At 75.6% G+C, this 22,653-nt stretch carries 23 protein-coding genes; 11 read left to right on the top strand and 12 right to left on the bottom strand.

Annotation, left to right across the window (positions count from 1 at the left end):
• Nucleotides 1–48: 48 nt before the first annotated feature.
• Nucleotides 49–1,254, bottom strand: a complete 1,206-nt coding sequence (locus ACZ63H_RS04565; RefSeq protein WP_469862100.1) for a trans-sulfuration enzyme family protein — start codon at nt 1,252–1,254, stop codon at nt 49–51.
• A gap of 60 nt (nt 1,255–1,314) precedes the next feature.
• Between ACZ63H_RS04565 and ACZ63H_RS04570 the strand changes: the two genes are divergently transcribed.
• Both ACZ63H_RS04570 and ACZ63H_RS04575 read left to right on the top strand, forming a co-directional pair.
• The gene (locus tag ACZ63H_RS04570) at nt 1,315–1,800 is read left to right on the top strand and encodes an Lrp/AsnC family transcriptional regulator (RefSeq protein ID WP_469862102.1); all 486 of its coding nucleotides are present in this window, start codon (nt 1,315–1,317) and stop codon (nt 1,798–1,800) included.
• A gap of 53 nt (nt 1,801–1,853) precedes the next feature.
• Nucleotides 1,854–3,542, top strand: coding sequence for a DUF885 domain-containing protein (locus ACZ63H_RS04575; RefSeq protein WP_469862104.1), 1,689 nt, complete (start codon nt 1,854–1,856; stop codon nt 3,540–3,542).
• 18 nt (nt 3,543–3,560) lie between these two features.
• On the opposite strand, the gene ACZ63H_RS04580 is transcribed toward ACZ63H_RS04575, so the two are convergent.
• Nucleotides 3,561–4,388: an SDR family oxidoreductase gene (locus ACZ63H_RS04580; protein WP_469862105.1), complete on the bottom strand. Its 828-nt coding sequence runs from the start codon at nt 4,386–4,388 to the stop codon at nt 3,561–3,563.
• Nucleotides 4,389–4,526: 138 nt separating this feature from the next.
• Here ACZ63H_RS04580 and ACZ63H_RS04585 point away from each other — a divergent pair, with 138 nt between their 5' ends.
• The 4 genes from ACZ63H_RS04585 to ACZ63H_RS04600 all read left to right on the top strand — a co-directional run bounded on the left by ACZ63H_RS04585 (nt 4,527) and on the right by ACZ63H_RS04600 (nt 8,230).
• Nucleotides 4,527–5,189 carry a hypothetical protein gene (locus tag ACZ63H_RS04585; protein WP_469862106.1) on the top strand — a complete coding sequence of 221 codons (663 nt, stop codon included), beginning with the start codon at nt 4,527–4,529 and terminating at the stop codon, nt 5,187–5,189.
• A gap of 154 nt (nt 5,190–5,343) precedes the next feature.
• Entirely contained in the window at nt 5,344–5,574 is a 231-nt protein-coding gene (locus tag ACZ63H_RS04590) for a ferredoxin (RefSeq protein ID WP_469862108.1), read from the top strand.
• The gene (locus tag ACZ63H_RS04595; protein WP_469862110.1) at nt 5,564–6,955 is read left to right on the top strand and encodes an NAD(P)/FAD-dependent oxidoreductase; all 1,392 of its coding nucleotides are present in this window, start codon (nt 5,564–5,566) and stop codon (nt 6,953–6,955) included. Before ACZ63H_RS04590 ends, ACZ63H_RS04595 begins: the two co-directional genes overlap by 11 nt.
• 30 nt (nt 6,956–6,985) lie before the next feature.
• Nucleotides 6,986–8,230, top strand: a complete 1,245-nt coding sequence (locus ACZ63H_RS04600) for a cytochrome P450 (protein WP_469862112.1) — start codon at nt 6,986–6,988, stop codon at nt 8,228–8,230.
• Between the two features lie 12 nt (nt 8,231–8,242).
• Here ACZ63H_RS04600 and ACZ63H_RS04605 read toward each other — a convergent pair whose 3' ends face one another.
• The gene (locus tag ACZ63H_RS04605; protein ID WP_469862114.1) at nt 8,243–8,719 is read right to left on the bottom strand and encodes a rhodanese-like domain-containing protein; all 477 of its coding nucleotides are present in this window, start codon (nt 8,717–8,719) and stop codon (nt 8,243–8,245) included.
• Nucleotides 8,720–8,813: 94 nt separating this feature from the next.
• On the opposite strand from ACZ63H_RS04605, the gene ACZ63H_RS04610 reads away from it, so the two are divergent.
• The gene (locus ACZ63H_RS04610; RefSeq protein ID WP_059248055.1) at nt 8,814–9,260 is read left to right on the top strand and encodes an Lrp/AsnC family transcriptional regulator; all 447 of its coding nucleotides are present in this window, start codon (nt 8,814–8,816) and stop codon (nt 9,258–9,260) included.
• Here the strand turns inward: ACZ63H_RS04610 and ACZ63H_RS04615 are convergent.
• The 5 genes from ACZ63H_RS04615 to ACZ63H_RS04635 form a co-directional block, all read right to left on the bottom strand.
• Entirely contained in the window at nt 9,257–12,250 is a 2,994-nt protein-coding gene (locus ACZ63H_RS04615) for an AAA family ATPase (RefSeq protein ID WP_469862116.1), read from the bottom strand. The two genes, ACZ63H_RS04610 and ACZ63H_RS04615, sit on opposite strands and share 4 nt — an antisense overlap.
• A complete protein-coding gene (locus ACZ63H_RS04620) occupies nt 12,247–13,410 on the bottom strand; it encodes an exonuclease SbcCD subunit D (RefSeq protein WP_469862118.1) in 1,164 nt (387 codons plus the stop codon). Before ACZ63H_RS04620 ends, ACZ63H_RS04615 begins: the two co-directional genes overlap by 4 nt.
• Nucleotides 13,411–13,513: 103 nt before the next feature.
• Nucleotides 13,514–14,143 (bottom strand): YigZ family protein, encoded by a 630-nt coding sequence (locus tag ACZ63H_RS04625; RefSeq protein ID WP_469862119.1) that lies wholly within the window; start codon nt 14,141–14,143, stop codon nt 13,514–13,516.
• A gap of 740 nt (nt 14,144–14,883) precedes the next feature.
• Entirely contained in the window at nt 14,884–15,426 is a 543-nt protein-coding gene (locus tag ACZ63H_RS04630; protein ID WP_469862121.1) for a SixA phosphatase family protein, read from the bottom strand.
• A complete protein-coding gene (locus ACZ63H_RS04635; protein WP_469862123.1) occupies nt 15,423–16,193 on the bottom strand; it encodes a hypothetical protein in 771 nt (256 codons plus the stop codon). Before ACZ63H_RS04635 ends, ACZ63H_RS04630 begins: the two co-directional genes overlap by 4 nt.
• Nucleotides 16,194–16,333: 140 nt before the next feature.
• Here ACZ63H_RS04635 and ACZ63H_RS04640 point away from each other — a divergent pair, with 140 nt between their 5' ends.
• The gene (locus ACZ63H_RS04640; RefSeq protein ID WP_469862125.1) at nt 16,334–16,741 is read left to right on the top strand and encodes a CoA-binding protein; all 408 of its coding nucleotides are present in this window, start codon (nt 16,334–16,336) and stop codon (nt 16,739–16,741) included.
• Nucleotides 16,742–16,855: 114 nt separating this feature from the next.
• Here the strand turns inward: ACZ63H_RS04640 and ACZ63H_RS04645 are convergent, their stop codons facing one another.
• Both ACZ63H_RS04645 and ACZ63H_RS04650 read right to left on the bottom strand, forming a co-directional pair.
• Nucleotides 16,856–17,413, bottom strand: a complete 558-nt coding sequence (locus ACZ63H_RS04645) for a YbaK/EbsC family protein (RefSeq protein ID WP_469862127.1) — start codon at nt 17,411–17,413, stop codon at nt 16,856–16,858.
• 43 nt (nt 17,414–17,456) lie between these two features.
• The gene (locus ACZ63H_RS04650) at nt 17,457–18,029 is read right to left on the bottom strand and encodes a helix-turn-helix domain-containing protein (RefSeq protein ID WP_467934870.1); all 573 of its coding nucleotides are present in this window, start codon (nt 18,027–18,029) and stop codon (nt 17,457–17,459) included.
• Between the two features lie 109 nt (nt 18,030–18,138).
• Between ACZ63H_RS04650 and ACZ63H_RS04655 the strand changes: the two genes are divergently transcribed.
• Complete coding sequence (locus ACZ63H_RS04655; RefSeq protein ID WP_469862128.1) at nt 18,139–18,996, top strand: EamA family transporter; 858 nt, start codon at nt 18,139–18,141, stop codon at nt 18,994–18,996.
• Between the two features lie 91 nt (nt 18,997–19,087).
• Here ACZ63H_RS04655 and ACZ63H_RS04660 read toward each other — a convergent pair whose 3' ends face one another.
• Complete coding sequence (locus tag ACZ63H_RS04660; RefSeq protein WP_469862130.1) at nt 19,088–19,852, bottom strand: acyltransferase; 765 nt, start codon at nt 19,850–19,852, stop codon at nt 19,088–19,090.
• A 109-nt stretch (nt 19,853–19,961) separates the two neighbouring features.
• Between ACZ63H_RS04660 and ACZ63H_RS04665 the strand changes: the two genes are divergently transcribed.
• On the top strand, nt 19,962–20,495 hold the full coding sequence (locus ACZ63H_RS04665) for a gamma carbonic anhydrase family protein (protein WP_469862132.1): 534 nt from the start codon (nt 19,962–19,964) through the stop codon (nt 20,493–20,495).
• Between the two features lie 47 nt (nt 20,496–20,542).
• Here the strand turns inward: ACZ63H_RS04665 and ACZ63H_RS04670 are convergent, their stop codons facing one another.
• Complete coding sequence (locus ACZ63H_RS04670) at nt 20,543–21,193, bottom strand: DedA family protein (RefSeq protein WP_469862134.1); 651 nt, start codon at nt 21,191–21,193, stop codon at nt 20,543–20,545.
• A 254-nt stretch (nt 21,194–21,447) separates the two neighbouring features.
• Between ACZ63H_RS04670 and ACZ63H_RS04675 the strand changes: the two genes are divergently transcribed.
• Nucleotides 21,448–22,575, top strand: a complete 1,128-nt coding sequence (locus ACZ63H_RS04675; protein ID WP_469862136.1) for a lysylphosphatidylglycerol synthase transmembrane domain-containing protein — start codon at nt 21,448–21,450, stop codon at nt 22,573–22,575.
• Nucleotides 22,576–22,653: the final 78 nt, after the last annotated feature.

The raw sequence follows: 22,653 nt of genomic DNA on the forward strand, positions 1-22,653 counted from the left end.
CGCCGGGCCCTTCGGCCGCCGGGACACCGAAGGCGCCCGGAGCCCCCCTCAGCGCACCGCCGCCTCCCGCGCGCCCGCACCCTGCCGTCCGGGCGTCCCGCCCAGCGCCCGGTCCAGGTCCGCCCACAGGTCCTCGACGTCCTCCAGGCCCACGGACAACCGGAGCAGACGGTCGGTGACACCCGCGTCGTGCCGGTCGCCGGTGTCCACGATGCGGTGGCTGATGGACGCGGGGTGCTGGATGAGCGTGTCGACACTGCCCAGGCTCACCGCGGGGGTGACGAGCCGCACCCGGGAGATCACCTCGTGCGGATCGCCGTGGACCTCGAAGGCGATCATCGCGCCGCCGAGGCGCGGATAGCGCACCCGGGCCACCCGCGGGTCCGCGGCGAGCCGGCGGGCCAGCTCGGCGGCGTTCGCGGAGGCGGCCCGGACCCGCACCGGGAGGGTGGACAGGCCGCGCAGCAGCAGATAGCCGGCCAGCGGATGCAGGACGCCGCCCGTGGCGAACCGGATCTGCCGCAGCCGCCCGGCGAACTCCTCGTCGCAGGCGACCACCCCGGCCAGCACGTCCCCGTGGCCGCCGAGGTACTTGGTGGCGCTGTGCAGCACCAGCCGCGCCCCCTGCCCGGCCGGCCGCTGGAGCACCGGCGTGGCGAAGGTGTTGTCGGCGAGCAGCGGGACCCGGCCGCAGGCGCGGGCGACGGCCCGCAGGTCGACCTCGGCGAGGGTCGGATTGGCCGGGGACTCGACCATCACCAGCCCGGTGTCCGGCCGCAGCGCGCCGGCGATGCCGGCCGGGTCGGTCCAGGTGACCTCCGTACCGAGCAGCCCGGCGGTCAGCAGGTGGTCGCTGCACCCGTACAGGGGCCGTACCGCGACGGCGTGCCGCAGGCCCGCCGAGGCACGGGCCAGGAGCACCGCGCTCAGCGCGGCCATCCCGCTGGCGAAGGCGACGGCGGTCTCGGTGCCCTCCAGCCGGGCGAGGGCGGTCTCGAAGCGGGCGACGGTCGGGTTGCCCAGGCGGGCGTAGACCGGCGGGCCGGCCAGGTCCGCGCCGTCGGTGGCGAAGGCGTCGATGCGGGCGGCCTCGGCCCGGCTGTCGTGGGACGGGTAGGTGGTGGACAGGTCGATCGGCGGGGCGTGCAGGCCCTGCCGGGCCAGGTCGTCGCGGCCGGCGTGCACGGCCTCGGTGTCCAGGGCTCTCGGTGCGGTGCCCACGCCGTCGTAGGCACCGGTGCTCGCTGTGTCCATGGGCGCAAGGGTGAACACCGCCCGGTTCTCCGGGGCCAACCGCCGTGCTACGTTCGGCAGATGTCCGAGTCCGTCGTACTGGATCCGGTGGATCTGCATCTGCTGCGGCTGTTGCAGAACGACGCCCGGACCACCTACCGGGACCTCGCCGCGCAGGTGGGCGTGGCCCCGTCGACCTGTCTGGACCGGGTGGCCCGGCTGCGCCGCTCGGGCGTGATCCTCGGCCACCGGCTGCGGCTGGACCCGGCCAAGCTGGGGCGCGGCCTCCAGGCGCTGCTGTCGGTGCAGGTACGGCCGCACCGTAGGGAGCTGGTCGGGCCGTTCGTGGAGCGGATCCGGGCGCTGCCGGAGGCGCGGACGGTGTTCCATCTGACCGGCCCGGACGACTACCTGGTGCATGTGGCCGTCGCGGACATGGCCGACCTCCAGCGGCTGGTACTGGACGAGTTCACGGCACGGCGCGAGGTCGCCCGGGTGGAGACCCGGCTGGTCTTCCAGCAGTGGGAGTGCGGGCCGCTGCTGCCGCCCGGTCACGACCGGAGCTGAAATGCGCCGTCCGCGGGTGACGCGGTGATCCCCGGCGTACGAGGATGGGCCGCATGTCCGATACCAAGATCCCGCTGCCCCGCCAGGTCGCCGACGCCTATGTGGACGACCTCATCGCCCTCGACCCGGTCACCGGCACCTACCTCGGGGTGCCGGAGAGTTCGAGCCGGCTGCCCGACTACTCGCCCGCGGGGTGGGACGCGCAGGCGCGGCTGATCCGGGCCACCCTCGCGAGGCTCGACGAGGCGGAGCGGCAGCCCGGCGCGGACAGCGATGCCGAGCGGCGCTGCGGGCGGCTGCTGCGGGAGCGGCTGACCGCCCGGCTCGCGGTGTACGAGGCGGGCGAACACCTGCGCGAGGTCGGCAACATGCACACGCCCGGTCACGCGGTCCGGGAGATCTTCACGGTCACCCCGGCGGAGACGGAGGAGGACTGGGCGGCGATCGCCGAGCGGCTGCGCGCGGTGCCCGCCGCGCTCGCGGGCTACCGCGCCTGCCTGCGGCTCGGCCTGGACCGGGAGCTGTTCGCGGCGCCGCGGCCGACCGCCACGTTCATCGGCCAGCTGACCGGGTGGGCGGACACCGGCGGGGGCCGCGGCTGGTTCGAGGACTTCGCCGCCGCGGGACCCGAGGCGCTGCGCGCGGAGCTGGACGAGGCGGCGCGGGCGGCGACGGGCGCCGTGGTGGAGCTGCGGGACTGGCTGCGCCAGGTGTACGCGCCGGCGATCGAGGGCGCTTCGAACGTGGTCGGCCGGGAGCGGTACGCGCGCTGGGCCCGCTACTACAACGGCACCGACCTGGACCTGGACGAGGCGTACGCCTACGGCTGGGCGGAGTTCCACCGCCTCCTCGGCGAGATGCGCGCGGAGGCGGAGAGGATCCTGCCCGGCGCGAAGACGCCGTGGGAGGCGCTCGCGCACCTGGACGGGCACGGCCGGCACATCGAGGGCGTGGACGAGACCCGCGACTGGCTCCAGGGGCTGATGGACCGGGCGATCGAGGACCTGGACGGCACCCACTTCGAACTGGCCGGACCGGTGCGGCGGGTGGAGTCGCGCATCGCGCCGCCCGGCGGTGCGGCGGCCCCCTACTACACGGGCCCGTCGGAGGACTTCTCCCGGCCCGGCCGCACCTGGCTGCCCACGATGGGCCTGACCCGCTTCCCGGTCTACGACCTGGTCTCGACGTGGTACCACGAGGGCGTGCCCGGCCACCACCTCCAGCTCGCGCAGTGGACGCACGTGGCGGACAGCCTCTCCCGCTACCAGGCGACGGTCGGCATCGTCAGCGCCAACGTCGAGGGCTGGGCGCTGTACGCGGAGCGGCTGATGGACGAACTGGGGTTCCTGCGCGACCCCGAGGAGCGCCTCGGCTACCTGGACGCGCAGATGATGCGCGCGGTGCGGGTGATCATCGACATCGGCATGCACCTGGAGCTGGAGATCCCGGCCGACTCCCCGTTCCGTCCGGGCGAGCGCTGGACGCCGGAGCTGGCGGAGGAGTTCTTCGGGGCCCACAGCAGCCGCCCGGCGGACTTCGTGGAGAGCGAGCTGACCCGGTATCTGACCATGCCGGGCCAGGCCATCGGCTACAAGCTGGGCGAGCGGGTCTGGCTGCTGGGCCGGGAGCGGGCGAGCGCGCGGCACGGCGCCGCGTTCGACCTGAAGGCCTGGCACATGGCGGCGCTGTCCCAGGGCTCGCTGGGCCTGGACGACCTGCTGGACGAGCTGTCCCGGCTCTGATCGCCCGGGCATCCGGGCTCAGCGCCGGAAGCCGCCCTCGGTGTTGACGACCTCGCCGGTGATCCAGCGCGCCTCGTCGGTGGCCAGCCAGGCGATGAGGCGGGCGGGGTCGTCGGGCGCGCCCCAGCGTCCGGCGGGGAACCGCGCGGCCACGGCCGCGTGCACCTCGCCGGTGGCGTACCCGGTGTCGACGGGGCCGGGGTTGACCGCGTTCACCGTGATCCCCCGCTCGGCGAGCGCGGTGGACAGGGAGCGGGTGACGGAGGCGAGGGCGCCCTTCTGCAGGGCGTAGGCGATCTCGCCCGGCATCCCTCCGGCCTGGTCCTGGCCGGAGGTCATCAGCACCACGCGTCCGCCGGGGGCGTCCGCGGGCAGGGCGGCGCGCGAGCGGGCGTACGCCTGGACGAGCAGCAGCACCGAGCGGGTGTCGACGGCCCAGTGGGCGTCCAGCATCGACACGTCGATGTCGTCCAGCGTGCCGTCGGAGCCGTTGACGGCGTGGTTGGCCACCAGGATGTCCAGGCGGCCGAACTCCTCGGTCACGGTGCGGACCAGCCGGGCCGGTTCCGCCGGGTCGGCCAGGTCGCCGGGGCCGCAGGCGACCCGCGCCGCGGGGTCGCCGAGCGCCTCGCGCACGGAGTCGGCGACGGCGTCGGGGCTGTCGGCGCCCCAGGGCATGGCGGCGTCGTGCGGCAGGTGGTGGTGGAGGTACACGCTCGCGCCGTAGGCGGCCAGCCGCCGGGCCACCGCGTGCCCGATCCCGGCGCGCCGGGAGGCACCGGTGACGAGCGCGGTACGGCCGCGCAGGGGCAGGGGGTCGCGGCGCAGTTCGGCAGGTGTCGGCATGGGCGCCCACCCTAGGAGGGCGGGCCGGGAGGGCGCGAGCGGTTTTCCGCTCGGCCGGACGGCCGTCTCCCGGTGGCGCGGCCGGTGCCGGGGTGGCCCGCTGGTGCCGGGGGACGACACGGAAGGGCGGGCCGGGCCATGCGGGAGAACGCGCCGGGGCACAGGGCACTGCGGACACCGCGCGCGGCGGGCCTGGCCGGGATCGTCTTCGCGCTGCTCCTGGCGGCGGCGATGGTCCTGGTCAGGCTGGCCCTCCCCGAGGGGGCCGACGCGGGCACCGCCCGGGGGTTCACGGACTCCGGGCGGCGCGACGCGCTGCGGGCGGCCCTCGCGCTGGTGCCGTTCGCCGGGATCTTCTTCCTGTGGTTCCTCGGCGCGATCCGCGCGCACGTCGGCGCGGTGGAGGACAGGTTCCTCGCCACCGTCTTCCTGGGCAGCGGGCTGGTCTTCACGGCCACGCTGTTCGGGGCCGCCGCGGCGGCGGGGGCGGTGCTGGCGGTGGCCCACCCGCCCGGTGTGCCGCCGCTGCCGGTGGCCTGGGACTTCGGCCGCCACCTCGCGTACTCGCTGATGACGGGGTACGCCATGCGGATGGCGGCCGTGTTCGTGTCGTCCCTGTCGGTCATGGGACACCGGCTGGGCGTGCTGCCGCGCCCGCTGACGATCGCGGGCTTCGTCACCGTGCTGGTCCTGCTCTTCGTCTCGTCGAACGTGCCCTGGGCGGAACTCGTCTTCCCGGCCTGGTCGCTGCTGACCGGCCTGCACGTCCTCCGGGCCGGCCGGGGACGGGGGGCCGGGTAGACCGCCGGGCGCTCACTCGATCGGCGTGCCCGGCGCGCGGGCGCCCGGTCACCGCTCGCATGCTGGCGAGCGGGGGGAGACCGCCGTCCGGAGCCCGCCCGCGCGAGCCGTGCGGCGCGCACCGGACCTCGCCATTCGAAAGGGCGGAGCGTCGATGAGGCTTGTCGTCGATCTCAACAAGTGCCAGGGGTACGCCCAGTGCGCGTTCCTCGCGCCCGATGTCTTCGCCATGCACGGCGAGGAGTCGCTGATCTACGACCCGTCCCCGCAGGAGGAGCAGCGGGAGCGGGTGGCGCGCGCGGTGGCCGCCTGCCCGGTGGGGGCGATCACCACCGACGGGCTCGACCGCGCGGGCGCGGTCCAGGGGGCGTCCGATGCCCGCTGACCACGTGGAGCGGCTCAGGCGCGAGGGGCGGATCGTGATCGTGGGCGCCTCGCTGGCGGGGCTGCGGGCGGCCGAGACGCTGCGCGCGGAGGGCTTCGCCGGCGAGCTGACCCTGGTCGGGGACGAGCCGTACGAGCCGTACGACCGGCCGCCGCTGTCGAAGTCGGCGCTGCTGGGCCTGGCGTCCCCGCTCCGCACGGAGCTGCCGCGCCGCTGGGAGACCGACGCGAAGTGGCGGCTGGGTGTCGCGGCGACCGGGCTGGATCTGGCGGCCAAGCGGGTCCGGCTGGCCGACGGGGACGAGGTGGAGTACGACCGGCTGCTCATCGCGACCGGCGTGCGGGCCCGGCCGTGGTTCAAGGAGGAGGAGGCCCGGCTGGACGGGGTGTGCGTGCTGCGCACCCGGGGGGACGCGGCCGACCTGGACCGGCGGCTGAGGGCCGGGCCCCGGCGGGTGTTCGTCATCGGCGCCGGGTTCGCCGGTTCCGAGGTCGCCTCGGCCTGCCGGGAGATGGGCCTGCCGGTCAGCATGGCCGAACGCGCGGGGGCGCCGCTGGTGGGGGCGCTCGGCGGGGTGGTCGGCGCGGTCGCGGCGGACCTCGCGACGGAGCACGGCGTGGACCTGCGCACCCATGTCACGGTGACCTCTCTGGAGGGGGACGCGGTGGGCCGGGTGCGGGCCGTCCACCTGTCCGACGAGAGCGTGGTCGAGGCGGATGTGGTCGTGGTGTCGCTGGGGTCGGTGCGCAACACGGAGTGGCTGGCCGGGTCGGGGCTGGGCGCGGGGCCCCGGGGCGTCGCCTGTGACGCGGGCTGCCGGGCCTTCGACTTCCGGGGCATCGTCACGGACGACGTCTTCGTGGCGGGCGATGTGGCCCGCTCCCCGCACGCGCTGTTCGGCTACCAGTTCCTGTCGCTGGAGCACTGGGGCAACGCCGTCGCGCAGGCGGAGACGGCCGCCCACAACATGATCTGCGACGGCGCCGACCGGCGCCCGCACCTGTGGATGCCGGCCTTCTGGTCGTCGATGTTCGGGGTCAACATCAAATCGGTCGGGGTCCCGCCGATGGGCGAGCAGCTCATGATCACGCAGGGGTCGCTCGCCGAGCGCCGGTTCGTCGGGGTCTACGGCCACCAGGGCCGGATCGTGGCCGCCGTGACCTTCGACAACGCCCGCTGGCTGGAGTTCTACCAGCGGCAGATCGAGCGGGGGGCGCCGTTCCCGGTGGAGTTCCCGACGCTGGACCGCCGGCCGGAGGGCCGGCAGCCGGTGCCGGCGGGCTTCCCGGACCCGTCGCTGCCGACCCACGGGCCCATGGTGACCCTCACCGGCTATTCGCCGGCCGACCAGCAGCTGGTCTTCCACCCCTCCCGCCACTGACCCCCGGCCCCGACGCTCCGAGGAACCGCCATGCCGCACGCCTCGCTGGCCCGCCAGATCACCGATTTCAAGAACCGCGCCGACCCCTATCCGCTGTACGAGGAGCTGCGCCGGACGCCGGTGCTCCACGAGGAGGAGGGCGGCCCGTATCTCATCAGCTCGTACTACGACATCGAGGCGTTGCTGCACGATCCGCGGATCAGCTCCGACGCCGCGAACCTGGCCGTCGCCGGGGAGGACGGGCTGAACGACCCGGAGGAGACGGGCGGCCTGCCGCCGTCGTTCCTGCGCCTGGACCCGCCCGAGCACGACCGGCTGCGCCGCATCGCCAACACCGGGTTCGGCCCGCCGCACCGGCCCCGGCGGATCGAGGGCATGCGCGGCGCCATGCGGGAGATCGTCACCGGGCTGATCGACGGCTTCGGGGACGCCCGCCGGGTGGACCTGGTGGACCAGTTCGCCTACCCCTTCCCGGTGACGGTGATCTGCCGGCTGCTCGGGGTGCCCCGGGAGGACGAGCCGACGTTCCGCACCTGGGTGGACCCGCTGGTGGCGAGCCTGGACCCGGAGAAGCGGCCGGGCGGCGGCGAGTCGGCGGAGCACCAGAAGGCCGCGCGGGAGGCACGGATGCGGCTCGGCATGTACCTGTCCGGGCTGGTCGAGGAGCGGGTCAGGGAACCCCGCGAGGACCTGTTGTCCGACCTGGTGAACAGCAGGGGCCCGGACGGCTCGATGACGACCATGGAGGTGCTCAGCACGTCGGTGCTGCTGCTGATCGCCGGGCACGAGACGACGGTCAACCTGATCACCAACGGCATGCTGACCCTGCTGCGCCACCCGGAGGTCCTCGGCCGGCTGCGCGGGGACCCGGGGCTTTCGGTCCGCATCGTGGAGGAACTGCTGCGCTACGAACCTCCGGTGCAGCTCGTGCCGCAGCGCACCTGCGTCACCGACATCGAGGTGCGCGGGGTCACCATCCCGAGGGGCTCACGGATCTGGCTGATGCTGGCCGCGGGCAACCGGGACCCGGAGCGGTTCAAGGACCCCGGGCGGTTCGACCCGGACCGCGAGGATCTCCGGCACCTCGGCTTCGGCAGCGGCATCCACAGCTGCTTCGGCGCCCCGCTGGCCCGCCTGGAGACCCAGATCGCGCTGTCCGAGCTGGCCCGGCGGCTGGACAACCCCCGCCTGGTGGAGGATCCGCCGCCGTACCGGGAGAACGCCGTGCTGCGCGGGCCCCGGCACCTGCACGTCGCGTTCGATGGGCTGCGCTGACCGGCGGGGGCCTCAGCAGCCGCAGTCGCCGTCGACGGGCGCGGTCAGCGGGTCGGCGTCCCGGCGGGCCGGGCCCTGCCAGGTCTCGTAGGCGAAGCCCTCGCGGGCCCAGTACTCGAAGCCGCCGAGCATCTCCTTGACCCGGTAGCCGAGTTCGGCGAGGGCGAGGGCGGCGCGGGTGGCCCCGTTGCAGCCGGGGCCCCAGCAGTACGTGACCACGGGCACGGACTTGTCGAGGAGCCGCTCGGCCTGCTCGCCGATGAGCGCGGTCGGCAGGTGGACCGCGCCCGGGACGTGGCCCTGGTCCCAGGAGGCGGTGGAGCGGGTGTCCACGACGACGAATCCGGGGTCGGCGCCGGCCGCCAGCGCGGCGGCCACGTCGGAGACGTCGGCGTGGAAGGCGAGGCTCGCCCGGAAGTAGGCGGCGGCCTCGGCCGGGGCGGCGGGGGCGACCCGCAGAACGGGGTTCTCGGAAGCGATGTCGATCATGACTGGAAATCTACGGTCCCGGGGCGCCGTCCTGAAGGGCCGATCCACGGGCCCGCCCTTGTCCCACCGGGGTTTTCCCTGCTATCCATCCGGGATGACCGTGTATTCCCCGGACGCCACCGACTGGCGCATCCTCGAAGTCCTCCAGCGGGACGGACGCTCCAGCTACGCCGAGCTGGCGCGTGCCGTGTCCATGTCGCCGAGCGCCGTCACCGAGCGGGTACGGCGGCTGGAGGAGGCCGGGGTGATCCAGGGGTACGCGGCGGTGGTCGACCCGGAGCGGCTCGGCCTGCCGATCCTGGCGTTCGTGCGGCTGCGCTACCCGAACGGCAACTACAAGCCCTTCCACGACCTGGTCGCGGCGACGCCCGAGATCCTGGAGGCGCACCACGTCACCGGCGACGACTGCTTCGTCATCAAGGTCGCCGCGCGGTCGATGTCCCACCTGGAGGAGGTCTCCGGCAGGATCGGCGCCCTGGGTTCGGTGACCACCAGCGTGGTCTACTCCTCCCCGTTGCCCCGCCGCCCGCTGGGCCGCTAGGCCGCCCCCCGCTGCCGCAGTGAGGATCCCGAGCGGCCCTTGACGACCTCCAGCTGGGCGTGGACGCGGCGGCGCAGGTCGGGGACGTGGCTGACGATGCCGACGCTGCGGTCGCGTTCGCGCAGGGAGTCCAGGACGTCCAGGACCTCGTCCAGGGTCTGGTCGTCCAGGCTGCCGAACCCCTCGTCGATGAAGAGGGTGTCCAGGCGGACGCCGCCGGCCTCCTCGGTGACGACGTCGGCGAGGCCGAGGGCGAGCGCGAGGGAGGCGAAGAAGGTCTCGCCGCCGGACAGGGTCGCGGTGTCCCGCTCCCGTCCGGTCCAGGCGTCGACGACGTGCAGCCCGAGTCCGCTGCGCCCGCGGCCGGCGCGGTCGTCGGAGTGGACGAGGGTGTAGCGGCCGGACGACATGCGCTGGAGGCGTACGGTCGCGGCGGCGGCGACCTGTTCCAGGCGGGCCGCCAGGACGTACGACTCCAGGCGCATCCTGCGTTCGTTGTCGGCGGAGGTGCCGGCGGTGAGGGCGGCGAGCCGGGCCACCCGGTCGTGTTCGGCGCGCAGCGGGGCGAGCCGGCGCACCGCCCCGGCGGCGCGCGCGGAGAGCCGGTCCAGCTCGGCGCCGCAGCGGGCGGCGGCGTCGAGCGCGGAGCCCGCCTCGCGCAGCCGCCGTTCCGCGGCGGCGGCCGCCCGCTCGGCACCGGCGGGGTCGGCGGCCGGCCGCTCGGCCGCCGCCGCGGTGCCGGGCTCGGCGAGGACGGCGCGGACGGCGGCCTCCTCCTGCTGCCAGGCGTCCAGGCGGCGCTGGAGTTCGCGGTGCGCGGCGGGGTCCAGCAGCGCCGCGGCGGCGGCCCCGGGGGTGTCGAAACCGGCACGGTAGGCGGCGTCGGCGAGCCGGGCGTCGGCGTCCTTCAGCCGCCGGGCGGCGTCCTCGGCGGCGCGGACGGCGTCGGCGGCCCCGGTGAGCCGTGCCGCGAGCCGCTCCAGCTCGGCCGCGCGCGCCGCCACGCTGTCCGAGTCGCCCCGCGCCGTCGCCAATTCGGCTTCCAGCAGCGCCTGTTCGCGTTCCAGGGTGTCACGGCGGGTGAGCCGTGAGGCGGCCCGTACGGCGGCCTGCTGACGGTCGGCGAGGCGCTGCTCGCGCTCCTGTTCGGCGCGCCGCAGCTCCTGCTGGGCGGCGTGCAGGGCGGAGGCGTCGCGGCGGGCGCGGGCGTACTCCCGCTCCAGGTGGCCGGCCTCCTCGGCGAGTTCCGCGGCCGGGGTGTCGCCGGCCTCGGCGCCGGCGGCGGCCAGGGCCTCGCGGACCTCGCCGAGCCGCCGTTCGTCCGCGGCGTGCTGGTCCTCGGCCCGCCGGCCGGCGGCGAGGGCGCGGTCCTCGGTCTCGCGGTCGACGTGTCCGGCGGTCTTGCGCGCGGGCGCGGGGTGGGTGGTGGCGCCGCAGACGGCGCAGGGCTCGCCGTCGGTGAGGTGGGCGGCCAGTTCGGCGGCGATGCCGGCCAGCCGCTGTTCCTTGAGGTCGAGCCAGTGGGCGCGGGCGTCGAGGGCCTGCCGGCGGGACTCCTCCGCGCGCCGGCGGGCCTCTTCGAGGTTGGCGGCGAGCCGGTCGCGGGTGCGGGCCGCGGCGAGCCGCCGCGCCATGGGCTCGCGCCGCACGGCGAGCTGTTCGGCGCGGGTGGCGGCCTCCTGCGCGGAGTCGACACGGGCCTGGAGGGCGGCGCGGGTGGTGTCCCAGTCGGCGAGCCAGGCGTCGGCCTCGCGCAGGACGTCCTCGTCGGCGCGTTCCTGCCGGTCGAGTCCGGCGCGTTCACCGGCGAGTTCGGCGAGCCGGCGTTCGGCGCGCCGGGCCGCGTCCAGGCCGCCGAGCTCCTCGGCGGTCCGGCGGGCGGCGGCGGCCAGTCCGCTCGCGTCGGCCCCCGCGTACGCGTCGGGGAGCGCGCCGCGCGCGCGGGTCTCCTCCTCGGCCGCCCGGCGGTGGTCCCGGTCGGCCTCCTCGCGCAGCTCCAGCGCGGGCGCGACCGCCTCCGCCTTGCGGGCCCGCTCCATGCGCCGCTGGTCCTCGCGGTGGTCGCCGGAGCGTTCCCGCAGCCGGGCGGCGCGCTCCCGGGCCGCGGCGAACCTGTCCTGGAGGCGGGCGAGTTCGCGGGCCTCGTCCAGGGCGTGCCGGGCCGCGGCGTGGGCGGACTCGGCGGCGTCGAGCCGGCAGCGGGCGATGTCGAGGCGTTCCCGGGCGGTGCTGCGGGCGACGGCGGCGGCCCCGAGGACGGCCTCGGCCAGCCCCGGGTCGCCGGGGGCCGGCTCGGGCAGCTCCATGGCGTCGCCGGCCTCCTGCTGCATGCGGTGGGCGTCGGCGAGCAGGGCGGTGTCGCCCTCGCGCACCCGGGCCTCGGTGGCGCGGCGGCGGTCGGCGAGGCACTTCTCGACGTCGGCGAAGCGCCGGGTGTCGAAGAGCCGGCCGAGGAGGCGGCCGCGCGCCTCGGCGTCGGCGCGCAGGAAGCGGGCGAAGTCCCCCTGGGGCAGCAGGACGACCTGGCAGAACTGTTCGCGGCTCATCCCGAGCAGCTGTTCCACCTCGGCGCCGATCTCCTGGTGGGAGCGGCTGAGGTCCTTCCAGGCGCGGGCCCGGGCGTCGTACTCGCGCAGCCAGGTCTGGGCCTTGTCGACCGTCATGCCCTTGCCGCGCAGCTTGGGCCGCTCCCACGGGGGCTGCCGGGTGATCTCCAGGCGGCGGCCGGCGACGGTGAGTTCGAGGCGGACCCCGGTGCGGGTGCCGGGCGGGGCGTGGTCGCTGCGCAGGTGCATGCCCTGACCGCTCTGCCGGGCGCCGGGGACGGAGCCGTACAGGGCGTAGCAGACGGCGTCCAGGACGGAGGTCTTCCCCGCGCCGGTCGGTCCGTGCAGCAGGAACAGCCCGGCGGCGGACAGCGCGTCGAAGTCGACGCTCTGCGTGGAGCCGAAGGGGCCGAAGGCGGTGATGTCGAGCCGGTGCAGCCTCACCGGGCCACCTCCCGCGCGGTGTGGTCGGCGCGCACGGCGTCGAACGCCTCGCGCAGTACGGCGGCCTCGTCCGCGTCGGGCCCGGCGCCGCGCACATGGGCGACGAAGTCCCGGGCGACCTGCTCGTCGCTGCGGCCCGCGAGCCGCCGGGCGTAGGACACCCGGGGGTCGTCGGGGGCCCGCTCGGGGGCGAAGAGCAGGCTGAGGGTGTGCGGGAAGCGCTCGGTGAGCCGGGCCATGGGCTCGGCCGGGCGGACCGGGTCGGTGAGGGTGGCCTCGACCCAGGCGTCCTCGTGGCGGGTCAGCCCCGGGTCGGCGAGGAGGTCGTCGAGGCGGCCCCGGATACGGGCGAGCGGGCGCGGCACCGGGCAGTCGACGCGGTCGGCGGTGACCGAGCCGTCCGCGTCCAGGTCGATCAGCCACATGCTCTTGCGGTGGCCGGCCTCGGAGAAGGAGTAGGCGAGCGGCGAGCCGGAGTAGCGCACGCGTTCGGTGAGGGTCTGGCAGCCGTGCAGATGGCCGAGCGCCACATAGTCGGCCCCGTCGAAGACGCCGGCCGGTACGGCGGCCACCCCGCCGACGGTGATGTCCCGCTCGCTGTCGCTGGCCTGACCGCCGGTGACGAAGGCGTGGGCGAGGACGACGGACCGCGTGCCCGGCGGGCGGCCGGCGAGGTCGGCGCGGACGCGGTCCATGGCGGCGCCGAGGACGGCCTCGTGGCCGGCCTTGTCGACGCCGAACTCGTCCTTCACCAGGGCCGGTTCGAGGTACGGCAGGCCGTAGAAGGCGACGTCGCCGTGGGTGTCCCGGAGGATCACCGGGGTGCCGGCGGCGGACGGCTCGGTGCGCAGGTGGATGCCCGCGCGGTCGATGAGTCCGGCGCCGACGCCGAGCCGTCGGGCCGAGTCGTGGTTGCCGGAGATCATCACCGTGGGCACGCCGAGGTCCGCGAGCCGGTGCAGGGCGGTGTCGAACAGCTCGACGGCGGCGAGCGGGGGCACCGCGCGGTCGTACACGTCGCCCGACACGACCACCGCGTCCACCGCGTGCTCACGCACGGTGGCGACGAGGTGACCGATGAACCCCGCCTGGGCCTCCAGCAGGTTGACCCGGTGGAAGGACCGGCCGAGGTGCCAGTCGGACGTGTGCAGGATCCTCATGAGCCCCGAGACTAACGGCCGGGTCCGACATCACGGCCGGTCGCTCCGGCACCGGCCGCCATCACCCGTCCCACACAAGCCTGTTATGCCCGATTTGAGGCAATTATCGGGCGTCTCCGTAGGCTTCGCCGCCCAGTTCGAAGCCGGCCGTGCCCGCCGTCACATCGGCGAGCCAGCCCCGGAAGGCGTCCACGTCGGCGTCCGGCAGGCCGATCTCGATGGTGACGGCCTCGCCGTAGCGGACGTCGCGCACCTCGCGTCCGGTGGCGCGCAGGTCGTTCTGCACCTTGCCGGCCCGCTGGTGGTCGACGGTCACCGTGGCCAGCCGGAAGCGGCGCCGGGTGAGGGTGCCGAGCGCGTCCAGGGCCTCGCCGACCGAGCCGCCGTAGGCACGGATCAGCCCGCCCGCGCCGAGCTTGACACCGCCGTAGTACCGGGTGACCACGGCCACCACGTACCGCATGTCGCGGCGCAGCAGCATCTGCAGCATGGGCACGCCGGCGGTGCCGCCCGGTTCGCCGTCGTCGCTGGCCTTCTGCACGGAGGCGTCGGCGCCGATGACGTACGCCCAGCAGTTGTGGGTGGCGTCGGCGTGCTCCTTGCGCACGGCGGCGATGAAGTCCTGCGCCTCCCGCTCGGTGGCGGCCGGGGCGAGGGCGCACAGGAAGCGGGAGCGGTTGATCTCGGTCTCGTGCACGTCCGCGCGGGCGACTGTGCGGTACTCGTCCTGCATCCGGCCAGCCTATCCGCGGCCGCCGCGGGCCGGGACCGCTCCCGTGCGGGGTCCCGCCGGGCCGGGGCGTCGAGCGGGCGGGGCCCGGCGATCCGGGCCCCGCCCATGGGCGCGCGCCGCTGCAACAGCGCACGACCGGTGTTCCCCTGTGGTGTCGAGTGGCAACGGCCGGGGAAGCCGCGATCAGGAAGCCATGACCGGACCGCGCCTAGGCGTCCGGGGCGCGGGCAGGCGCCGGGGAGCCGGCGGACGCGGGCACCGGACCGCGGGCGTGGCGGGGCCGTCCGCCGCCCGGACGTCCTCCGAAGGGGGGCGGCCGGCGACCGGTGGCCGGGGCCTTGGGTGGTACCGAAGGCAGGCGCGCCCGCCCCCGTCGTCGTACGAATCGGTGTGCCGATGCCCGCCTCCTCTCCTCGATTCCCCGACCGGTCGCGCCAGAGCACGGCAGGGCCTCGGCCATGGCGGCTCCGGCCCCGGCGAGAGGCTGCGCACCTCGCTCCTCACCGTGCTGAGGCGGTGGACCCACTCTGACCCCCGGGCGAGCGGACCTCAAGACGCGTTACACCGCCGAAGCGGGACGTGCACGCCCTCCACGGCCGCCACCGCTCCCCGGTCGCGGGCGGGACGGCGGGCCCGGGCGAAGGCACCCGTGCCCACCCGGCCGCGGACCCCTCCGCCCGGCCCGGGCGGCGCGGCGACGGCGTACCGCACGGCCCCGGGCGCCCGGTGCACCGCCCCGGCTAGCTCCTCTTCCTGCCGCGCGGGACCGTGAAGGAGGTCAGCAGGGCCGTGCCCGGGGTGAGGGCCCGCCACGTGGTGCCGTGCCAGGTGAGGACGGCGAAGGCGGAGGTCGGGAACTTCGCCCGTACCCGGTCCAGGGTGTCGTCGAGCCCGTCGGCGGCCAGCGCCGGCACCAGTTCCTCCAGACCGGGGTTGTGCCCGACCAGCAGCAGGGTCCGCACCTCGGCCGGCACCTCGCGCACCACCTCCAGCAGCTGCGGCACCCCGGCCGCGTACAGCCGCCGGTCGTAGCGCACGGGCGGCGGCGTGGCCCACTCGGCGGAGACCAGCTCCCAGGTGCGGCGGGCCCGTACGGCGGTGGAGCACAGGGCGAGGTCGGGCAGCGATCCGGCGGCGAGGGCGCGGCCGGCGGCCGGGGCGTCGCGCAGCCCGCGGGGCGCGAGCGGCCTGAGCCGGTCCTCGACGCCCCCGGGCCAGGCCGACTTGGCGTGCCGCAGCACCACCAGCCGGCGCAACGGGCCGGTGCCCGCCGGCCCGTTCACGCGGGGCCGCCGACATCGCGCGCGAGATCGAGCGCGAGCAGGCGGTCCGCGTAGACGTAGGTCTCGAAGCGGGCGCCGTCCGGGATGCCGGGTGCGCTCGCCACCTCCCGCAGGACGCCGAGCACCGCGGGCAGGTCCAGATCGTCCTCCCAGGCGGCCCGCAGCCGCTCGCGCACCTCGCCGGGCACCGGCCGCGAGGGCCGCCGGGCCCAGCCGGCCACGGCCCGCCGCCAGCGGGCGAGGCTCAGCGCGGCCTCCTCCAGCACGGCCGGGTCCAGCCGCGCGGGTTCGCCGCGCGGTACGGCGAGCAGGGCGAGGCGCAGGGCCGCGGGATCGGACAGCGGTGCCGCGAGTCCGGCCGGGCCGCCGCCCTGCCCGGGCGCGGCGCCGTTTCCCGACGCCCACTCCGCGCCGGCCACCGCCACCACCGGGCCCTCCCCCACCGTCCGGGCCGAGTCCCGCCGTACCACGTGGACGGCCTGGGCCTCGCCGAGGCCGGAGGCGAGGTCCCGGCTGTCCTCGAAGGGGCGGATGGCCAGGCGCGTGGCGGCCGTGCGCAGCTCGGGCTGGTGGCGGGGGGCGGTGAGGATCGTCCAGACCGGGGTGCCGCCCAGTTCCAGGGCGCGCACGAGCAGGTCGGCGGTGAGCAGGACCCGCAGGGCCGTCGGATCGAGTCCGGAGGCGTGGGCCTCGATCCGGGTCAGGGCGCGGCGGGCGGGCGCGGCGGGTACGGACTCACCGGTTCGGGCGTCGAGGATGCGCAGCACGGGGCGAGCGTAGGGCGGGTCGGCGGGCGTATGCAGCAGCTTGCGCCGATTCCGGACAGCGTGCCGGGCCGCGGCGGGAATCCGCGCCCCCGGCAGTGACGTTTCCCCGGGACAGTTACCGCAGCCCGAGGAGGCGGCCGATGTACGGCGACGAAGCGACGATCCGCAGGATCCTGACCGAGCTGGGCGACACCTGGGCGGTGGTGGGCCTGTCCGCCAACCAGAGCCGGGCCGCGTACGGCGTGGCGCGGGTGCTCCAGCGGTACGGCAAGCGGATCGTGCCGGTGCACCCCAAGGCCGAGACGGTGCACGGGGAGCGGGGCTACGCCTCCCTCGCGGACGTCCCCTTCGACGTGGACGTGGTCGACGTCTTCGTGAACAGCGAGCTGGCCGGTCCGGTCGCGGACGAGGCCGTGGCGAAGGGCGCCCGGGCGGTGTGGTTCCAGCTGGGCGTCGTCGACCCGGCCGCCTACGAGCGGACCCGGACGGCGGGCCTGGAGATGGTCATGGACCGCTGCCCGGCCATCGAGATCCCCCGGCTGGGCTGACCCGGTTCCGGGCCCTTCCGGCTCGCCTCCCGGCGTGAGCGGCGGATCCGTTCGCCGGGTCGTCGCGCGGCCCGCGGAGTCCGCCGGGGCCGGAGGGACGGCTCTGCCGGCCGCTCACGCCACGCCGAGGCCCTCCAGCACGACCGCGCCGGGAAGTTCGGCGAGGGCCTTGCCGGGAATCAGGAGCTTGCCGCGGCGGCGTCCGCTGCCGACCAGGACGTAGGGCAGGTCGACGACGGCCGAGTCCACCAGCACCGGCCAGCCGGTGGGCAGTCCGACCGGGGTGATGCCGCCGTACTCCATGCCGGTCTCGCCGGTCGCCGTCTCCATCGGGGCGAACGACGCCTTGCGGGCGCCCAGTTGACGGCGGACGACACCGTTGACGTCGGCCCGGGTGGTGGACGGCACCACACAGGCGGCCAGCCGGGTCTCGCCGGCCCGCTTGCCCGCGACCACCACGCAGTTCGCCGACCGCTCCAGCAGGTCGCGGCCGTAGTGCTCGACGAAGACGGCGGTGTCGGCCCAGCGCGGGTCGGTGTCGACGTAGAGGATCCGGTCGGCCGGCACCGCGCCCTGCCAGTCGCGTACGGCGTCGGCGACGGGGGCGGTCAGCTCGTCCAGGCAGTCCGGGGCGGGGGTGGCGGTGTCGAAGTCTCCGATGGGTGCGCGCATGGCCGCACGCTAGCAACACCGGCCCGGCCGCCGTCGCGGCGTCTCACGGCACGGGCGGTACGGACACGGCCATCACCATCTCCATCGGCACCTCGCCCTGGTTGCCGTACCAGTGCGGGACGTCGGCCTCGAAGGAGGCGCTCGCGCCGGTCGGCACGCGGTACTCCGTGCCGTCGACGGTGAGCGTCAGCTCGCCCGCGGTGACGTGGACCAGTTCGACCGTGCCGCCGGGGTGCGGTTCGGAGGGGCTGGTCTCCCCCGGCATCAGCCGCCAGTCCCACATCTCCAGCGGTCCGGGGGCCTCGGTGCCGGCGAGCAGCCGGTTGTAGCTGCCGGCCTCGGTGTGCCAGAGCCGCACGGCCCGTTCGGCGGGGACGATCCGCACCTTCGGGCCCTGCTCGTAGTCGAGAAGGGTGGTGATGCTGACGCCGAGCGCGTCACCGATCTTGACGACCGTGCCGATGCTGGGGTTGGTGCGGGCCTGCTCGATCTGGATGAGCATGCCGCGGCTGACGCCCGCCCGGGCGGCGAGCACGTCCAGCGTGAAGCCGCGCACCGAGCGCCAGTGCCTGACGTTGCGCGCCAGGGACTGGGTCAGGAGTTCAAGGTCCGACACAGGGAGTCCAATATCCGGAAAGTTGAATATTCTGTTTAACAGAGTTCAGTACGTTGAACTACGGTGAGGTGCACCCGATCGTTCACCGAACTGTACTGCGAGGCCGGCCATGACAGCATTCTTCGCCCTGATCACCAGCCTCCTGTGGGGGCTGGCGGACTTCGGCGGCGGACTGCTGACCCGGCGCACCCCGGCGCTGACGGTCGTGGTCGTCTCGCAGGCCATCGCGGCGGCCGTGCTGGGCGCGATCGTGCTGGCCACCGGCGGCTGGGGCGAGGCGGGGCCCCGGCTGTGGTTCGCGTGCGCGGCCGGGCTCGTGGGGCCGGTGGCCCTGCTCTGCTTCTACCAGGCCCTCGCGCTCGGCCCGATGGGCGTGGTCTCGCCGCTCGCCACCTTCAGCGTCGCCGTGCCCGTCGGCGTCGGGCTCGTGCTGGGCGAGCGGCCGGGGCTGTTCCAGGCCGCGGGCATCGCGGTCGCCGTCACCGGGGTCGTCCTCGCGGGCGGCCCGCAGCTGCGGGGCGCGGCCGTGCAGCGGCGCGCGGTCCTGCTGACGCTGGTCGCGGCGGTCGGCTTCGGCACGGTGTTCGCGCTGATCGCGGAGGCGTCCACCACGGTCACCGGGCTGTTCCTCGCGCTGTTCGTGCAGCGGGTGACGAACGTGGCGGTGGGCGGGGCGGCGCTCGCCGCCTCGGTGCGGCGCGGCGGGGCCGCCGTGCCGGAGGGCGGCTTCCCGTGGGGTTCGCTGCCCGCGCTGGCGTTCGTCGGGCTGGCCGACGTGGCGGCCAACGGCACCTACGCGATGGCCACCCGGAGCGGTCCGGTCACCGTCGCGGCCGTGCTCGCCTCGCTGTACCCGGTGGTGACCTCGCTGGCCGCGCGCGGCTTCCTGAGCGAGCGGCTGCGCGCGGTCCAGACGGCGGGAGCGGGGCTGGCCCTCCTGGGCACACTGCTGCTGGCCACGGGCTGAACCGACGGGACCCACGCGATCGGCGGGCCGGCCCGGATCCGCGGGGCACCCGGACCCACGGGGGCCGCCCGGTCCGACGCCGGGGGCCGCGTCAGCCCTCGGGCTCCAGCGCGGCGAGACGGGCGACCGCCTCCTCGTCCAGGTCGGCCAGGGCGCGCAGCTGGTCCGGTGTGATGCCGTCCGGTATCGGCACGGGCGCCGGCGTGCGCAGCGGCGGCTGCCAGCCGGTGTCCGGCGTCCAGCGCCGTACGACCCTGGCGGGCGCCCCCGCCACCACCGCGTGGTCGGGCACCGTGCCCCGGACCACCGCGCCGGCCGCCACGACCACGTTCCGGCCGATCCGCGCTCCCGGCAGGATCACCGCGCCGGTGCCGATCCAGCAGCCCGGACCGATCTCGACCGGCTCCATGCGCGGCCACTGCTTGCCGATGGGCTGGTGCGGGTCGTCGTAGGAGTGGTTGGTGGAGGTGACGTAGACGTACGGGCCGAAGTAGCAGTCGCTGCCGATGGTCACCGTCGTGTCCGCGATGACGTGGCTGCCGCGGCCGAGGACCACGCCGTCGCCGATGCGCAGGATCGGGTCCGGGCCGAGGTCCAGGTCGGGCATCAGGCCCGCGGTGAGGGTGACCTGCTCGCCGATGATGCAGTAGGAGCCGAGCCGGATCCACGGTTCGCCGAAGACCGTGCCGAGCGGGAAGGCCAGCCGGGTGTGCTCGCCGATGGCGCCGAAGCGGAAGCGGCCGGGGTGCTCGGCCGTGACCGAGCCGGTGCGCCGTGCCCACTCCCAGGCCGCGTGGACGGCGCGCTGGGCCAGGCGGCGACGCCAGGATGAGAACGTGTTCTTGCGCTTCGGCACGGGCTCACGTTACTCACCGGTTGTCCCCGGCGAGACGCCGGACCGCTGTGATCTTTGCCCCACCCGGTGTCGTACGGTGCGGGGGCGGCACGGACACGAGGAGACGGTGATGACGCACAAGGCACTGGTCGTGGGCATCGGAGGCAAGGAGCCCCGGATCGATCCCGGGGCGTTCGTGGCGCCCACGGCGTCCGTGATCGGGGACGTCACGCTGCACGAGGGGGCCAGCCTCTGGTACGGGGCCGTCGCGCGCGGGGACGTCGAGAGGATCAGCGTGGGGGCGCGGGCCAATGTGCAGGACAACGTGACCCTGCACGCCGACCCCGGATTCCCGGTGACCGTCGGGGAGCGGGTGTCCATCGGGCACAACGCGGTGGTGCACGGGGCGACGGTCGGGGACGACTGCCTGATCGGCATGGGCGCGACCGTGCTGAACGGGGCGGTGATCGGGGCGGGCTCGCTGGTCGCGGCCCAGGCCCTGGTGCCGCAGGGGATGGTGGTACCGCCCGGGTCGCTGGTGGCGGGGGTGCCGGCGAAGGTGAAGCGGGCCCTGTCGCAGGAGGAGCGGGAGGGCGTGACCCTCAACGGCACGCTGTACGCCGAACTGGCCAAGGCGCACCGCGAGGTGCACGACGAGGCGTGACACGCAGGGGGGCGGGGTGCGCGCGGGGGCGCTGCGCTCCCCCGTGGTCACTCCCCGGCGCCCACCGGTTCGGCTTCGGGTTCCCGCTGTTCCTGCTGGGCCTTCTTCGCCTTGCGCTTGATGATCAGCATGGAGCCGAGGCCGATGAGGACGGCCACGCCCAGGCCGACGTAGGAGAAGCGCTTCAGCCAGTCCTCGGCGACGACGCCGACGTAGTAGATGACGGCCGTGGTGCCGCCGGCCCAGCAGATGCCGCCGAGGACGTTGGCGATCAGGAACTTCCAGTACGGCATGTGCAGGACGCCGGCGAGGGGGCCGGCGAAGATGCGCAGCAGGGCGACGAAGCGGCCGAAGAAGACCGCCCACATGCCCCACTTCTCGAAGGAGCGCTCGGCGGTGGCCACATGGCCCGCGCTGAAGTGGCGCGGGAACTTCCTGCCGAGCCAGGCCAGCAGCGGGCGTCCGCCCTTGCGGCCGATGGCGTAGCCGATGGAGTCGCCGATCACCGCTCCGGCGGTCGCGCAGGCGCCGAGGACGACGGGGTTGACGCCCGTGTGCTGGGAGGACATCAGCGCCGCCGAGACGAGGACGATCTCGCCGGGCAGCGGGATGCCCAGGCTCTCCAGGCCGATCACCAGGCCCACCACGGCGTAGACGGCGGCGGCAGGCACCGAGTCGAGCCATTCCGTGACGTGCACCGCCGGTTCCTCCCCTGTCGCTGACCAGGTCGTCCTGCTGTCCGGGCCCCGCATGCGAAGCGCGCCCCGAGGGAAGGCTACCTGGTCGGCGCCGAGCGGCCGCCTGCCCGCCCGGCCGACGGCACCGTTCCGCCCGCACGCCTTACGTTTCCGGTCATCCCCGTGTCACGCGGGAGGGGAAGGCTCCACGCGGTTTCGCCCGGCCCGCTCCCTCAAGGCCCGCAAGGGGCCCGCCGCGGAAGGACGACGTCCCCGTGTCCCCACCACCGTCCCCGCCCCGCCCACTGCCGCTCCGGCGCGCACGCCCGGAGGCCGCCGGCCCCGGCGCGCGGACCGCGGGTCCCGGCGCGGACACCCCCGGCACCGGGACGAAGACGGCCGCCGCCGGCACGGAGACCGCCGCCCCCACTCCGGCACGCGCGGTCCCGGAGCGCCCGGCGGCGGGGCGCGCGCACGCCCGGTCGCTGCGGCTGGTGCTGTGCGTGGCTCCGCTGCTGCTCGCCGCCGGCTGGGCCGTGGCCAACCGGCCCGTGCTGTACGAAGGGGTGCGGCGGCTGGTCGCGGCTGATCCGGGGTGGCTGGTGGCCGGGGCCGGGTTCACCTGTCTGACCTGGGTGGCCGCGTCCTGCATCCGGCAGGGCGCGCTGCCCGATCCGCTGCCGCCGAGGTTGCTGCTGCTGTCGCAGTTCGCCGCCGGCGCCGCCAACCACGCCCTGCCCGGCGGGCTCGGCGCGCACGCCGTCACCCTGCGGTTCCTGCGCGCACAGGGCGTGCCGCTACAGCGGGCGACCGCGTCGATCGGCCTGTACTCGCTGGCCAAGTCCGTCGCGAAGACGCTGGTGCTGGTGGTGTTCCTGGCCGTGTCGCCGGCCCGGCGGCGCCTCGGGGACCTGATACCGGACGGCGGGCTGCTGGTGCCGCTCGCGGCGGGTGTGGGCGGGGCGGTGACGGTGGCGGGGGTGCTGCTGGCGGTCGTACGGCCGTTGCGGCGGCCGGTGGCGGGGCTGCTGCGCACGGCCGTGGCCGACGCGCGCGCGGTGCACGCCCGGCCCCGCCGGGTGCTCGCCCTGTGGGGCGGGGCCGTCGCGATGCCGCTGGTGCAGGCCGGCGCGCTGGCCTGCGTCGGGGCCTCGCTGGGACTGGGGCTGCCGTGGGAACAGGTGGTGCTGGCCTCCCTGGCGGCGGGCACGGCCGTCGGGGCGGTGCCCGCGCCGGGCGGGCTCGCGGTCGACGCGGCACTGGTGTGGACGCTGGTCGTCTTCGGCTCCTCCCCGGCGACGGCGACCGCGACGGTCATCGGCTACCGCGTACTGACCGACTGGGTGCCGCTGCTGCCGGGGGCGCTGGTGCTGTCGGGCCTGATCCGCAGAAAGGTCGTGTGAACGCGGCTCTCACCCGTGCACGGCCCACTCGCGGAAAACCGCGGTGCGCCGGTCGGGGGCGCGGTGCCACCGTGTGGC

The sequence above is a fragment of the Streptomyces sp. NPDC104831 genome (assembly GCF_055583025.1).